At 70.0% G+C, this 14,682-nt stretch carries 12 protein-coding genes; 7 read left to right on the top strand and 5 right to left on the bottom strand.

Annotation, left to right across the window (positions count from 1 at the left end):
- Positions 1 to 36 precede the first annotated feature (36 nt).
- The 4 genes from EDD31_RS07185 (at position 37) to EDD31_RS07170 (ending at position 6,194) form a co-directional block, all read left to right on the top strand.
- Positions 37 to 1,203, top strand: a complete 1,167-nt coding sequence (locus EDD31_RS07185) for a serine hydrolase domain-containing protein (protein WP_170163229.1) — start codon at positions 37 to 39, stop codon at positions 1,201 to 1,203.
- Complete coding sequence (locus EDD31_RS07180) at positions 1,204 to 1,989, top strand: potassium channel family protein (RefSeq protein ID WP_123303546.1); 786 nt, start codon at positions 1,204 to 1,206, stop codon at positions 1,987 to 1,989.
- Positions 1,990 to 2,190: 201 nt separating this feature from the next.
- Positions 2,191 to 3,675, top strand: coding sequence for a hypothetical protein (locus tag EDD31_RS07175; protein ID WP_123303545.1), 1,485 nt, complete (start codon positions 2,191 to 2,193; stop codon positions 3,673 to 3,675).
- Between the two features lie 251 nt (positions 3,676 to 3,926).
- Positions 3,927 to 6,194, top strand: a complete 2,268-nt coding sequence (locus EDD31_RS07170) for an LLM class flavin-dependent oxidoreductase (protein WP_123303544.1) — start codon at positions 3,927 to 3,929, stop codon at positions 6,192 to 6,194.
- 65 nt (positions 6,195 to 6,259) lie between these two features.
- On the opposite strand, the gene EDD31_RS07165 is transcribed toward EDD31_RS07170, so the two are convergent.
- Positions 6,260 to 6,688: a hypothetical protein gene (locus EDD31_RS07165; protein WP_148058894.1), complete on the bottom strand. Its 429-nt coding sequence runs from the start codon at positions 6,686 to 6,688 to the stop codon at positions 6,260 to 6,262.
- Positions 6,689 to 6,894: 206 nt separating this feature from the next.
- Here EDD31_RS07165 and EDD31_RS07160 point away from each other — a divergent pair, with 206 nt between their 5' ends.
- On the top strand, positions 6,895 to 7,701 hold the full coding sequence (locus EDD31_RS07160) for an IclR family transcriptional regulator (RefSeq protein ID WP_123305279.1): 807 nt from the start codon (positions 6,895 to 6,897) through the stop codon (positions 7,699 to 7,701).
- A gap of 9 nt (positions 7,702 to 7,710) precedes the next feature.
- Here EDD31_RS07160 and EDD31_RS07155 read toward each other — a convergent pair whose 3' ends face one another.
- Positions 7,711 to 8,253: a GrpB family protein gene (locus tag EDD31_RS07155; RefSeq protein ID WP_123303542.1), complete on the bottom strand. Its 543-nt coding sequence runs from the start codon at positions 8,251 to 8,253 to the stop codon at positions 7,711 to 7,713.
- Between the two features lie 185 nt (positions 8,254 to 8,438).
- Between EDD31_RS07155 and eda the strand changes: the two genes are divergently transcribed.
- A complete protein-coding gene (gene eda, locus EDD31_RS07150; protein ID WP_123303541.1) occupies positions 8,439 to 9,077 on the top strand; it encodes a bifunctional 4-hydroxy-2-oxoglutarate aldolase/2-dehydro-3-deoxy-phosphogluconate aldolase in 639 nt (212 codons plus the stop codon).
- A gap of 151 nt (positions 9,078 to 9,228) precedes the next feature.
- Positions 9,229 to 10,332 carry a sugar kinase gene (locus EDD31_RS07145; RefSeq protein ID WP_211336179.1) on the top strand — a complete coding sequence of 368 codons (1,104 nt, stop codon included), beginning with the start codon at positions 9,229 to 9,231 and terminating at the stop codon, positions 10,330 to 10,332.
- A gap of 68 nt (positions 10,333 to 10,400) precedes the next feature.
- On the opposite strand, the gene EDD31_RS07140 is transcribed toward EDD31_RS07145, so the two are convergent.
- The 3 genes from EDD31_RS07140 to EDD31_RS07130 are packed head-to-tail and all read right to left on the bottom strand — an operon-like array spanning position 10,401 to position 14,676.
- Positions 10,401 to 12,449, bottom strand: a complete 2,049-nt coding sequence (locus EDD31_RS07140) for an alpha-glucuronidase (protein ID WP_123303540.1) — start codon at positions 12,447 to 12,449, stop codon at positions 10,401 to 10,403.
- Positions 12,446 to 13,132: a DUF624 domain-containing protein gene (locus EDD31_RS07135; RefSeq protein WP_123303539.1), complete on the bottom strand. Its 687-nt coding sequence runs from the start codon at positions 13,130 to 13,132 to the stop codon at positions 12,446 to 12,448. Before EDD31_RS07135 ends, EDD31_RS07140 begins: the two co-directional genes overlap by 4 nt.
- The gene (locus tag EDD31_RS07130) at positions 13,129 to 14,676 is read right to left on the bottom strand and encodes a GH39 family glycosyl hydrolase (protein WP_123303538.1); all 1,548 of its coding nucleotides are present in this window, start codon (positions 14,674 to 14,676) and stop codon (positions 13,129 to 13,131) included. Before EDD31_RS07130 ends, EDD31_RS07135 begins: the two co-directional genes overlap by 4 nt.
- Between the last annotated feature and the right edge of the window lie 6 nt (positions 14,677 to 14,682).

The following is a 14,682-nucleotide window of genomic DNA, read 5'->3' as shown; positions in this document are numbered from 1 at the left end:
GGGCCGCCACCGTCCACCACCCGTAGGCTTGCGCAGGTGAATCTCCAGGCCTCCCTGACTGCCCTGCTGCACGAGTCCACCCAGCCCGCCGCTGCGGGCCCCGCCCCGGCGATCGCCGCCGGAGAAGAGGCGCTGCCGGCCACCCCCGGAGCCGCAGCGGCCATCTTCCACCGTGGCGAACTGGTGGCCCGGGCGCACGCCGGCTACGCCGTCCTCTTCGACGCCGACGGTGCACTGCTGCCTGAGGCTGACCGTGAGGCGATCACCGCAGATCACCGCTGGGATATCGCCTCGATCACCAAGATCGCCGTCGCCATGACGGCTCTGGTCCAGGCCGACCGCGGCGTGATCGATCTCGAGGCCCCCGTGGTGGAGTACCTTCCCGAGTTCCGGCACGCCCGCGCCGGCGCCGAAGGCGAACGCGGCGTCAGCCCGGAGGTCCGGGCGGAGGTACGCCTGCGGCACCTCCTGAACCACACCGCCGGATTCCCCGCGGTCTCCCGCCTCTGGCAGGTCGAGGGCGGGCGGCAGGCACGCGCCGAGCACGTGCTCTCCACACCGCTGGAGCGCGCCTCGGGCAGCGAGCACGTGTACTCCTGTGTGGGGTTCATGACGCTCGGACTGGCCCTGGAACGTCTGACCGGCGTGGGCCTGCCGCAGCTCATGACCGAGTCCGTCCTCGAGCCCCTTGGGCTGTCGCGGACGTCGTACGGGCCGATCAGTGGACCGGTAGCCGCGACCGAGTATCAACCCGGCCCTGGTCGTGGGCTGGTGCACGGCGAGGTCCATGACGAGGCCGCGTGGGCCCTGGGCGGCTCGGGCAACGCCGGGCTGTTCTCCGACGCGCTCGACATCGCCCGCCTCGGCGAGGAGGTCCGCACTGGCGCGGCGGCACTCCTTCGCGAGGACACCCGCGCTCTGCTCTACCGCGGGACACTCGGGACCGCGGAGACCGAACGCGTGGGTTACGACCAGGCCCTCGGCTTCCGCCTCGGCCAGCAGAACTTCATGGACACCACCGATCGCGGCGTGATCGGCCACACCGGGTTCGTGGGGACCTCGCTGGTGATCGACGCCGCCCGCGAGCTGACCGTGGCGCTCATGACGAACCGGGTCCACCCGGATCGTTCCGCGTTCACGGTCATGCCCCTGCGGCGCGCTGTGGCCCGCGCAGCCGCCGAGTGGGCCGAGATCGAGCACTAGGTGACCGAGCGGACGCAACGCGAGGAACGTCGCCAGCGGTGGGAGCGCCGGGCGGAGTGGCCCTTGGTGGCGAGCGCCCTGCTCTTCCTGGTCGCCTATGCCCTGCCCATCAGCTGGCCCGAGGCGCCGTCCTGGGTGCCCGTGCTCTGCGGGATCACACTGACTGCGGTGTGGATCGTCTTCGGCCTGGACTACGTGGCCAGGCTGGTCCTCTCCTTCGACCGCCGCTCCTTCATTCGGGAGAACCTGCTTGACCTGGCCACGCTGGTGCTTCCCTTGCTCCGGCCCTTGCGACTGCTCCGCCTCGTCACTCTGCTCTCGGTGCTCAATCGCACCGGCTCGGGCCGCCTTCGCGGTCAGGTGGTGACCTACATGGCCGGCGGGGCGATCCTGCTGGTCGTCAGCGGCGGCCTCGCGCTCACCGACGCCGAGCGGGGCCAGCCCGGCTCGACGATCGACTCGGTGGGCGATGGCCTGTGGTGGGCGGTCGTCACCGTCACAACCGTGGGTTACGGCGACACCTACCCCGTGACCACCGTGGGCCGGATCATCGCGGTGGGCCTGATGATCGGTGGCATCGCGGTGCTCGGTCTGGTCACGGCCACGCTCGCCTCCTGGCTGGTAGAGCGGGTCACCGAGAGCAACGACGCCGAGCGCGCCGCCTCGCGCTCCCAGGTCGCCGAGCTGGGCGCGGAGCTCCGTGAATTGCGTGCGCTCGTGGAGCGGGGAGCTCCGTGCGATCACGGCGAGGAGCCGCCGGCGGCGCCATCCCCGCCTGCGCGCTGACCGCCACACCTCGCTCACCCGAGCTGCCCGGAAGGGCTGTGCGGCGCGCCGTGGCCCGCGCAGCCGCCGACTGGGCCGAGGGCATGTGACCCCGCTCTCGGTCTGAGCAGGACCACCCATCTTTCTTGACGGGAACGATTCTCACTCTCTACTCTCCGAGCAGCACGATTCACCACCACCTGCCTGAGAGGTACTGCCTTCATGTCCCGTTCCGTGACCCACCCGGGCGCACGCCCGCTCGCCCTGCGCGTCGGCGCCGGCCTGGCCGCGCTCGCTCTGCTCGCCGCTTGCGGCACCGACTCCGGCGACGAGGAAACCCCGGACACCGGCGACACCTCAGCCGATGAGGAGCACGACGACCATGACGACGATGGTCATGACGACGACCACGACCACGAGCACGACGAGGAAGGCGAGCGCGACTTCGTCGAGGTCTCCACGCTCGATCACCGCATCGTCTTCACCTACGACGGTGGCGTGGCCACCCTGGACACCGGCAGCGGTGAGGTCATCGATGATCAGGAGATTCCCGGCTTCCTCCGCCTGAACGCCGCCGGCGACGGCCGCCATGTGCTGGTCTCGACCGGCGAAGGCTGGGAACTGTTCGACGTCGGCCTGGATGCCGTGGAGCACGGCGACCACTACCACTACTACGAGGCCGATCCGTACTGGCCGGACTACGTCTTCGAGGCAGAGACCCCGGCGCACGTGGTCACCCACGCCGGCCTGACTGCCCTCTTCGACGACGGCACCGGCAACATCACCCTCTTCGACCCCAGCGAGCTCGGTGAGGGCGAACCGGAGACCGACAGCTCCTACTCGGTGCCCGAGGCCCACCACGGTGTGGCGGTGGCGCTGTACGACGACGAACTCGTCATCACCGTCGGAGACGCCGACGGACGCACGGGTGCCGCGCTACTGGACGCTGACCGCGAGGTCATCGCTGAGGCGGACAACTGCCCCGGCGTCCACGGCGAGACCGTGGCTGAGGACCACGCGGTGGTCTTGGGCTGCGAGGACGGCCCGATCATCCTGCACGGTGACCACTGGCACAAGGTCGAAGCCGACACCGGCGACAACGACTTCGCCCGCACGGGCAACCTGTTCGGCACCCACGCTTCGCCCATCGTGCTGGGCGACCTGCGCACCGACCCCGACGAGCCGATGACCAACGTGGTCCTCGTGGACACCCGCGACGACTCGATGCAGCTCGTCGAGGTGGATGCCCCGTACAACTTCCGCGGCCTGGCCCGCGGCCCGCAGGCCGAGGCCCTGGTGCTCACCGAGTCCGGTGCGCTGCACGTGATCGACCCGGAGACCGGGGAGATCGAGAACTCCATCGACGTCGTCGAGGAGTGGGTGGAGCCCGAGGTGTGGCAGCAGCCGCGCCCGGCCTTGGCTGTGGCCGGCGAGATCGCCTACGTCACTGAGCCCGCCACCAACCAGATCCACGCGGTCGACATCAGCGGCGGTGACGTGCTTGCCAGCTACGACCTCGAGGTGGTGCCGAACGAGATCACCGTCGTGACCGGGTTCCCGGGCGAACCCGGCGAGCACCCGGAGGAGCACGACCACGGTCACGACGACGGCGAGCACGCCCACGAGGATGACCACGACCACGGTGATGACGAGGACCACGACCACGACCACGACCACGGTGACGACGAGGACGACCACGACCACTGAGGTCTGATCTCGGGACTCCGAATCTGACTCACCACCACGCTGAGCCCTGATGTTTCGGGTCGATCCTTGATGCCAGACATCAGGGCTCGGTCCCGGGCATCAGGGCTCGCGCTCGTTGGAGGGGGCGTTGGGGCCTGCTCGTTGGCTCACGCTCGTTGGAGGGGGTGGGGCGCGGCGGGCGGTCGCGTGGGCCAGGGCTCACACTCAGCGCCGTCCGGAATCAACCACGACCCCCGTGACGTTGCCCTGACATGACGGATTACGGCCACGACCTCACCTTCGGGGCGTTCATCACCCCCACCGCATCGAACCCGCAGGAGCCGGTGCGTCTGGCGCAGGCCGCCGAAGCCGCCGGTCTGGATCTTGTCACCTTCCAGGACCACCCCTACAACGCCCAGTTCGTGGACACCTGGACGCTGATGTCCTGGGTGGCGGCCGCCACCGAACGCGTGACCGTGGCGGGCAACGTGCTCAATCTGCCACTGCGCCCGCCCGCGGTGCTGGCACGCGCCGCCGCCAGCCTCGACCTGCTCTCCAGCGGCCGTGTGGCGATGGGCCTCGGCGCCGGCGGCATGTGGGACGCCATCGTCACCATGGGTGCGCAACGCCTGACCCCGGGCGAATCGATCGACTCCCTGTCCGAGGCGATCGACGTCATGCGCGAGCTGTGGAACACCCGCCAGCGCGGCATGGTGCGCCTCGACGGCGAGCACCACCAGGTGGTCGGAGCCCGCCGCGGCCCGGCGCCCGCACACGACATCCCGATCTGGATCGGCGCCTACAAGCCACGCATGCTGCGCTTGACCGCCCGCAAGGGCGACGGCTGGCTCCCCTCGCTGCCGTATCTCAAGGACGGCGACCTCGAGCGAGGCAACCGCATCATCGACGAGGCCGCCGAAGAGGCCGGCCGGCACCCGGCCCAGATCCGGCGCATGCTCAACATCGGCGGCGCCATCCTGCCCAGCCCGCAAGGCCAGCTGCAGGGGCCGGTGGACCAGTGGATCGACGAGCTCACCGAGTTCGCCATCGAGCATGGGGTCGCCACCTTCATCGCCATGGGCGACGACCCCACGCTGCTGGCCACCTTCGGTGAGGAGATCGCCCCGGCCGTGCGGGAGAATGTGGCTGCCGAGCGCCGCCGCGCTGGCACTGTGCCTGCGGAGGCCCGTCGCGGCACGGCCGCGTTGTCCCTGCGCCGGGAGCACATCGACTACGACGCCATTCCCGCCAGTTTGCTCGCGCGCGCCGTCGAGCCGGGCGACAAGGAGTACGACACCGTCCGGCACAACTACCTGCGCTCCGGGGCGCCGGGCCTGGTGCTCCGGCCGCGCAACGCCGAGGAAGTGCGCGAGGCGCTGCTCTTCGCTCGCCGCCAGCCTGTGCCGCTCGCGGTGCGCTCGGCCGGCCACGGGATCTCAGGGCGCTCCACCAACGACGGCGGCATCGTCATCGACGTCGGCGCCCTGGACGGCATCGAGCTCCTCGACGAGGACGCCAGCCTGGTGCGCGCCGGCGCTGGTGCCACGTGGGGCCAGATCGCCGGCGTACTCACCCCGCGGGGGCGTGCGATCACCTCAGGTGACTATGGGGGCGTGGGCGTGGGTGGGCTGGCCACCACGGGGGGCATCGGTCTCCTCGGGCGCCGGCAGGGCCTGACCATCGACCGCGTGCGCGCCTACGAGGTCGTTACCGCGGACGGCGAACTCGTGCGCGCCAGCGCCGAGGAGAACACCGGGCTCTACTGGGCCATGCGCGGGGCCGGAGGGAACTTCGGCATCGTCACCGCCGTCGAGCTCGAACCAGGCGAGGTCGGCAACGTCATCCACTCGGTCATGACGCTCAGCGCACAGGATCCGGTGGCCCTGCTGCAGCACTGGGGCGCCGTCCTGGAGGGCGCTCCGCGCGAGCTCACCTCCAACCTCTTCCTCGGCGGCAACACCGCTCAGGGCATGACCGCCCAACTGATGACCGTGTGGGCCAACGAGGACTCCGAGACCGCCATGCCCTGGCTGGAGCAGCTGGCAGGCGCCGGGCAACTGCTCTCACACCAGGGCTATGTCATGCCGTATTCCAGCGTGGTCCAGGCCGCCGATGCGCACCACACCGGTGGCGGCGATCCCTACTCCCGCTCGGGGCTGCTCACCCACCTGGACACCGACACCGCCCGGGCGATCTCGCGCTTGGCCGAATCGGGCGCGTCGAACGTGATAGCGATCCGGGCCACCGGTGGCGCTGCGGCCGACGTCGACCCCCAGGCCACCGCCTATGCGCACCGCCACCAGAACTTCTCACTGGCCGCGATGGGCGGGAGTGCCGATCGGTTGAACTCGGTGTGGGACACCCTGATCCTTCCGGCGCAGGACGGCTCCTACCTGTCCTTCAGCAGCGACACCCGCCCGGAGCGCCTCAGCGAAGCCTTCCCCGAGCCGACGCTGGGCCGGCTGCGCCGCCTGAAGCATGAGTGGGATCCGGACAACGTCTTCAACGCCAACTTCCCGATCGCGCCCGAGCTGAGCTGAGGGGGCAGGGCTACCGCTGGGCGACGCTGAGCTGGGCGGCGCCGGCCGGGCCGCGGCCGCCCGTGCTAGTCCCCGGCTTCCTGGATGGCTTCGCGCTCTGCGGCCGAGAACTGCGCGTCCAGATCGTCGACGATGATCTCGAAGGCGGTCCCGCCGTCCGGCATCCAGAGGAGTTCGTCGCCGTGGTCGACGCTCAGACCGTCCGCAACGACGCGCACCTCCGCGCCCTCGAGCCCCTCGAGCTCGCCCTCGACCAGGAATCCGCGGAAGCCGAGGCCTGGGTGGTCCTGACGAGTCTCGGCCATGCCGGTCACCGTGTGGATGTGTTCGACCAAGTCCTCGGCGGCCGACTCCGAGAGCGCCCACTCGGGATTCTCCTGACCGGAGTAGAGGTCAGCCGTGACCTCGACGTCGATGCGATCACCGGCGTCGTTCGCGCCACAGCCAGTGATGAGGATCCCGGCGGTCAGTGACGCGACGGCCCTGGGGAGCACCGTCGACCGCAGCCTGCCAGGCACTGGAGCTGAAGCTGGATCTTCGGTCGTGGACCGCATCGCCTGACCAGCCCTTCCTGGAGCATTCCCCCGCGGGCCGCGGGTTGCGATCCATGGTGCCGGATCCGCCACGGCCTGTCGCCGGAATCGGTACCCGGGGCGATCCCTCAGCCGAGACGTGAGCGCAGGGCCCTAGAGTGGCCGCCATGGTCACCGAGGCTCGCACCACTGAGGACGGCGCCACGCCGTCGTCGCCCGTGGAGGCCGTCGACCGCGCTTTGCTGGCGCTGCAGGCACTGGCCCAGGCGGGTGCGCGCGGCGCCTCCCTGGCCGAACTCGCCTCGGTCCTGGAGCTGAACAAGACCACCCTCCATCGCACGCTCGCCGCCCTGCGTTATCGCGGCTTCGTTGCGCAGGACCCGGCCTCGGGCGCCTACGTGTTGGGGCCTTCGGCCACCCAGCTGGCCGATGATTACCTCAGTGACGAGAATCTGCCGGCCCTCCTGCATCCGGCACTCGTGGCGCTCAGTGGCGCGGCCGCCGAACTCGCACACCTCGGGGTGCTCTCCGGCAGGCACGTGATCTACCTCGACAAGGTGGAACCGGATCGGTCGGTGCGGGTGTGGTCGGCGGTGGGACGCCGCTCCCCGGCCGTGACCACCGCACTCGGCCGGGCGCTGCTGGCCTACCAGCATCTCGATCGCTCACTGCTGCCCAGCTACTTGGGGGTGGCAGAGGACTCAAGGTCTGCCGCGCGCGTGCCCGAGGCAGAGGAACTCTGGACCACGCTGGAGTCTGCGCGCGAACGCGGCTACGCCACCGAGGTCGAGGAGAACGAACCAGGCATCTCCTGCCTCGCGGTCCCTCTACTGCGCGCCGGAGCCGCCGTTGCCGCGGTGAGCATCACCGCGCCCGCGGAGCGCATGACCCCGGACCGGGTAGAAGCCCTGCACGAGCAGATGCGCACGCTCCTGCCGCCTCTGCTTCCCACAGGGCTGAACCTGCCCGCCTGAGGAAGCGGCTCAGCGGCGGGTGTTCAGGGTGAAGATCAGCGCCTTCTCCTCGTCGGAGAGGTCGGAGAGCGCGAGCACCTCTTGCAGCACGTCCGACTTCCGCGCGGTGTAGGTGTCAATGTCCATGTCGGGATCGCGAGACAGTTCCCGCTTCACTGCACTGTATCGCTCGCACAGATCCGGACGGCGCCTGAGGACATCCCGAACAGCCAGATGGTTCCGCAGGTGGAGCGAGCCCTCCACAACGACATAGACGTTTCGCCTCGGGTCATCATCGGGCGCAGCCAGCGACTCCCGGCCCGTTATGCCCAGGTCGCCGCGGTGGACGTACCCGACATCGGCGAGCGCCGAGATCGCGGCATCGACGTCGCGGCGCTCCACCACGATGTCGATATCGATCTTGGGCTTGGCGGCCAGGCCTGGCACCGAGGTCGACCCGACATGCTCGATCGACACGACGGGCACAGCTGCGAGCGCGCGCTGCAGGTCGCTCGCCACGCGCTCGAACTGCGCTGGCCACTGGTCGGAGTAGGGCACGACGTCGATGGGCACGGCACGATGATCACACACGCTGCCCCGAGGCCGAGCAAGCGGCTCCGAGAGCGCAGCCGCGGCTCGCGGCGGCCCGCATGAGAGGCGGCGCGGGTGGTCACGCCTTCCCCCGAACCGACATTCATGGCATTCTTGTTCCGGAGAGCGCGACGTGCGTTCCGCTGAGCGAAACGGAAGAACTTTCGATGACGAGTAGCCCGACCGATACCCTCGCCGCACTCAAGGCCTCCCGTCTGGTGCCCGTGGTCGTCCTGGACGACGCGAAGGATGCCGACCCTCTGGCTGGCGCTCTGGTGGACGGTGGCCTCCCGGTCGCTGAGGTCACTTTCCGCACCGCGGCCGCCGAGGACTCCATCCGCGCCATGGCCGACCGTGGCGACATCCTGCTCGGCGCCGGCACCGTGCTGACCACTGATCAGGTCGACCGCGCCGTCGCCGCCGGCGCCTCGTACGTGGTCTCGCCCGGCCTCTCGCGCGCCGTGGTGGAGCGCTGCGCCGAACACGGCATCCTCGCGCTGCCGGGCGCCGTGACCGCCACCGAGATCCAGGCCGCCCTCGAGCTCGGCCTGACCACCGTGAAGTTCTTCCCCGCCGGCACCTCCGGCGGCGCTCCGGCCATCAAGGCACTCTCGGCACCCTTCGGCGGTGTGGAATTCGTACCTACCGGCGGAGTGAGCCCGAAGAACCTCGCCGAGTACCTGGCCGTCCCAGCTGTGGCCGCCGTGGGCGGCTCCTGGATGGTGCCCAAGGACCAGATCGCCGCCGGTGACTTCGCCGGCATCGCCGCACTCACCCGCGACGCCGTCGCGCTCGCCCGCGCCTGAGAACACCCCCCGCTGAGAGTGAGGAATTGGTCGCTCGCAACCACCAATTCCTCACTCTCACGCACAGCCCTCCGAGCACAGCCCCCCTCCCGAGCACAGCCCCCCGAGCACAGACCTCTCACCCACAGCCCCTGCATCCCCGGAAAGGACCATCGTGGCTCTCGATCTCCGCCCCGTCTCCGACGTCACCTTCGACGCCGTCTCCCTGGGTGAGGTGATGATCCGCCTCGATCCCGGCGAGGGCCGCATCCGCACCGCCCGCTCCTTCCGCGCCTGGGAAGGCGGTGGCGAATACAACGTCACCCGCGGCCTGCGCCGATGCTTCGGCCTGCGGGGCGCCATCGTGACCGCGCTGGCTGACAACGAGATCGGCCGGCTGGTGGAGGACTGCATCCTCACCGGCGGTCTGGACACCCGCTTCATCCAGTGGGTCGACTACGACGGCATCGGGCGCAGCGTGCGCAACGGCCTGAACTTCACCGAGCGCGGCTTCGGCGTGCGCGGCGCCGTCGGGGTCTCTGACCGCGGGAACACCGCGATCTCCCAGATGAAGCCCGGCGACGTCGATTGGGACCATCTCTTCGGCGAGCTGGGCGTGCGCTGGCTGCACACCGGCGGCATCTTCGCCGCTCTCTCCGAATCCGCTGCCGAGACCGTCATCGAGGCGGTGACCGCGGCCAAGAAGTACGGCACGGTCGTCTCCTACGACCTCAACTACCGCCCCTCGCTGTGGAAGGGCATCGGCGGTCAGGCCAAAGCCCAGGAGGTGAACAAGGAGATCGCCCAGTACATCGACGTCATGATCGGCAACGAGGAGGACTTCACCGCCTCCCTCGGCTTCGAGGTCGAGGGCGTGGACGAGAACCTCTCCAGCCTCGAGGCGGACAAGTTCGCCACCATGATCGAGACCGCGGCTGCCGCCTACCCGAACTTCCAGGTCATCGGCACCACCATGCGCACGGTGCACAGCGCCTCGATCAACGACTGGGGCGCGCTCGCCTGGAGCCCGGAGACCGGCGTCGTGCAGTCCACCCACCGCGAGCGCCTGGAGATCATGGACCGCGTAGGCGGCGGCGATTCCTTTGCCTCCGGGCTGATCTACGGCCTGCTCGACGGTCAGGACCTGCAGACGGCCGTGGACTACGGCGCAGCCCACGGCGCACTGGCCATGACCACTCCGGGCGACACCACCATGGTGACGAAGGAACAGGTGCTCAAGCTCGCCGGCGGTGGCTCCGCCCGCGTGGACCGCTAGGGCCTGCCGAGCCGGAGCGCGACCCCACCTCTCCCGCTGAACCGCCACCACGGCCGCCACAGACGCCCCTAGGGGTGGATGTGGCGGCCGTGCTCATCGGCGACGCCGGATTTGCGCGAGAAGTAGGTGGTCAGCTGATCGCGCCACTCGACGGCCGAGCGGAGTTGCTCTGCGAAGCGCTCGCTCACGCGCTGCGCCACCGGCGCCGGAGCCCGGTGCCGCACCGTTTCCCACGCGGCAACCATCTCCTCCACCCGCTCCACTCCGGCGAAGTGGGTGTCGTAGATGTGCTGGATGACCGTCTCCCCGCTGCCCAGCCGGTGCGTGTACGGCACGTGGTGGAAGAACAGGAGCAGCTCGTCCGGGCAGCTGTCCAGCTGCTCGTAGCGCGCTGCCCACGGCAGGGGATACTGCCCGGTGAACCCCGTACCGGTGGCCACAGTGCGGTCCACCCCGATGCCCTCCCGGTCGGCGAAGTGGTAGGTGCCCCAGGGCGTGTACTCGTAGCCGTCGACGTCAGGCCCGTAGTGCTGCCCGGGGCGCACCATCCAGCCCACCCCGAGCGGTGCGGTGTAGTCCTCGTAGGTCTGCCAGGAGTCACGCAGCAGCTCGACGACGACGTCGCGCAGCTCCACATCGTCGTAGGTGGACTGCACCCATTCCCGGAGGATGTCTTCCGGCGCGAGGGCAGGGTCCCAGGCCAGTCGTCCGAAGGCGAAGAGATTGGCCTGGGCGAAGGGATGCCCGCACCAGTGCTCGTCGGCCCCCACATTGGAGACGGCAACCACGGCGTCGACCAGGCCCGAGACCCGGCGGGACTCTCCGCCACCGACGTCCTCGCCCTCGAAGTCGAAGCCGAGCACCTGGGACCACAGGGGGGCCAGGTAGCAGGCGTGCTTCTGCTGGCCGGTGTACTCCTGGGTGACCTGGAACTCCGCGGCCAGGCGCGTGCCGGGCATGGCGCCGATGACCGGGGAGACGGGTTCACGCACCTGAAAGTCCATCGGGCCGTACTTGACCTGCAGGATCACGTTCTCGTCGAAGCCGCCGTCCAGGGGGACGAAGTGGTCGAAGGCGGCGCGGGCGCGGTCGGTGGAGCGGTCCCGCCAGTCCTGCTGGTGGTTGTAGACGAAGGCCCGCCAGAACACCAGGCCGCCGTGCGGCGCCACCGCACGGGCCAGCATGTTCGCCCCCTCGGCGTGATCGCGCCCGTACCGGTAGGGCCCGGGCTGACCCTCGGAGTCGGCCTTGACCAGGAACCCGCCGAAATCCGGGATCTCGGCGTAGATCGCATCCGCCGTCCGCGACCACCACTGCGCCACATCGGGGTCGGCGGGGTCGGCGCTGGGCAGGCCGCCGAGCAGCATGGGCGAGGAGAAGTTCACCGAGAGGTGCACCGCGATGCCCTGGGCGCGGAAGATCTCGGCCAGGCGCACGACGTCCCCGAGCCGCTCGGTGAGCAGTGTGGCCTCCAGCGGGCCGACGTTCACGTTGTTGAGCGCAACCCGGTTGATGCCGGTGGACGCGAGCAGCCGGGCGTAGTGGTGCACCCGGGTGAGGTCCTCGCGCAGGGCGCCGTCGGCATAGAACAGCGAGCCGCCCGAATAGCCGCGCTCGACCTGGCCCATCACCGGATGCACGGCCATGTTGTCCCAGTGGTTGAGCATCCGGATGGCGGTGGCCGGGGCGTGGATCTCCGCCTCCGGGCCGTCGGCGGCAGTTCCGTTCCGGAGCTGACGGCGCCAGTGGTGGTAGCCGTAGAGCAGCCCGCGGTCCGATCCGCCGACGACGGCGACGCGCCCCGCCTGCCGCAGCACCGCGAAGCCCTCCTGCGACAGGCCCTCCGCCGATTCGACGTCGAAGCCAGCCAGGTCACCGGAGGCGAGTTCGTCGGCACGGTCGGCGGTGGTGAAGACCACGTCGGCCTCTGCTGTGCCGTCGACCAGCTGACCCGCGCCGGCGCCGGTCAGCTCCGCGAGCTCGGCCCGCACCGTGTCGATCAGCGGGCCCACGCCGGCGAGCTTGAGCCGGAGCGATCCGCGTTCCGGCGCCGGAGGCAGCCAGGCGGGATCGGCTCCGGAGGGCAGGGCGGGCCACGGGTAGTTCTGAGAGGTCACGGTGTTCCTTCTGTGGTGAAGTTCGTGGTCACATCGCGGATCAACGGAGCACTGGTCCGCACCAGCATCCACAGCAGCACGGGCGCGGCAAGCACCAGGATCGGCTCGAGAGTGAGCACCACGATGCCGAGCGCGATGATGACGATGGCGAGCGCGCCCAGCCCCACCAGGGGAAGCCGGGCCAGGTAGTACACGGACAGGCGGGCCACGTCCCGGGCCCGGAACGAGAAGAGCGCACTGATCAGCAGGGCCTGCAGCACCCAGACCGTCAACGCGACGCCCAGCACGAGCAGGAGCAGGCCGTAGCCCGCGGGCACCCCGGCGAGCTCGATGTTCACCAGGGTGAATCCGATGACGGTCACGGCCAGGAGGTAGGGCACCCAGAGCTTCAGCGCATCCACCACGCCGAGGCGGTACCCCCGCCAGAAGGCACGCGCCGGGCTCAGCTCCTCAGCGCGGTCCGCGTCGTGCAGGGCGAAGACGGCCGCCGAGATCGCCGGCCCCACGGGCACGAGGACCGCGGCCATCGCCGGCAGGTTGCCGGGTGAGGCATCGAGCAGCAGGACGAGCACCGCGCTGGGCGCGGTCACCAGGACGAGCAGCAGCCCGGTGATGAGCAGCGTGTACACCGAGGCGGTGGCCCGGCCCAGCGGCCCGCTGCCGAGTTCTCGAGCCTGACTCACGGCGCGCTGTCTCCATAGGGCCCGCGGCCCAGGATCCGGCGGTCGTCGAGCCACGGCGGCGTCTCGTCCTGGACTGGGTCGATCTCCACCAGGCTGACGCCGTGCCGACCGAGCGTGAGGTCGAGTGCCACCCGGCCTTCCTCGACCGGCACGCTGCGATGACGGCGCATCGGTTCGGCGGCCGCGTGCAGGAGATCCAGCTGACGGGCACGCGGTGACCGCGGGCGTCCCATCTCTTGCCAGGCGGCCCAGGCATTGCCCTCGGTCTCGTCCACCGAAGAGATCATCACGAAGGCGCTCTGGCGTGCGGTCTGCCCGCCGGCGGCCGCGCCCGGCAGCGGCACGCTGAGCCGCACCCGGTGGCTGGGCGGTTCCGCCTCGTCCTCGCTGCCGCCCACCGGCTGCCAGGCGAGCACCGCGATCCGGCCGTCGTCGTGGCGGGTGACCAGGTGGTCCTCGCCGCGCGCCAGCACCTCGGCGCCCATCCGCGCCATGAAGGCGTAGAGGTGAAAGGTCGGCTTCTTGATCTGACGGTGGGTGAGCATGCCGAAGCCGCCATGGAAGATGGCGGACGGCACCCCAGCCTCCTCGAACATGTCCGAGAAGGTCCAGTACGACATCGAGTCGACGATCTCACCACCGGCGGCGAGCACCGGTGCCAGGTAGGCGGCGTTGTACGCGGTGTCGTGCACCGGGTTGTCGGGCCGGTAGGAGGAGTTGAACTCGGTGATGTGCACGGGGAGCCCAGCGAGGGCGGTGCCCTCCAGGTGGCGACGCGGGGCGTCGAACTGCTCGAGCAGCGCCTGTGGTCGCTGCAGGCTCTGATACACGCCGAGCGGCACGTGCTGCGCCGGGCCGGAGGTGTAAGCGTGCCGGGAGACGAAGTCCACGGGAAGTTCTCGCCGCGTCACGAAGTCCGCGAAGGGCGCCCACCACTCGTCCGAGCCTGGCGACAGGGAGGGACCCCCCACCTGAAGGTCGGCGTCGACCTCCTTCACCGCGATCGCACTGGCTTCGTAGAGCTGGTGGTAGGCATCCTGATCGGCGGACCAGAACACGGAGAGGTTGGGCTCGTTCCACACCTCCACCGGCCAGGTGCGCACTTCCTCGATGCCGTAGCGGCCGATGAGGTGGCGCAGCAGCCCACGGATCAGTGCGGCCCACTCACTCAGATCGCGCGGCGGCGTGACGTTGCCCTGCCACCAGAACACGGTCTGCGCACCCGAGGCCAGCGCCTCCGGCATGAAACCGAGTTCGAGGAAGGGCTTGATGCCGAGCTCGAGGTAGGTGTCGATCACCTGGTCGATGTAGGTGAAGTTCTGCAGCACCCCCCGGTGCCCGGCGTCGTCGTAGGGGCGGTGGATGCCGACGTCGTCGCCGAGGATGCCGTGCCCGCGGATGTAGCGGAAGCCGATCTCCTGCTGGGCGAGGGCCAGGGAATCGCGGTAGTCACTCCGCAGGGCCAGGGAGAAGCGGCCCGTGCCCACGCACTCGCGCCAGGCGTTGCTGAGTTCGCCGATCGGGGTGGCCGGTACGTGGATCATGGATCC

The organism is Bogoriella caseilytica (genome assembly GCF_003752405.1).
Lineage (GTDB): Bacteria > Actinomycetota > Actinomycetes > Actinomycetales > Actinomycetaceae > Allobogoriella > Allobogoriella caseilytica.
This window is presented reverse-complemented; position numbering and strand designations above follow the sequence as displayed.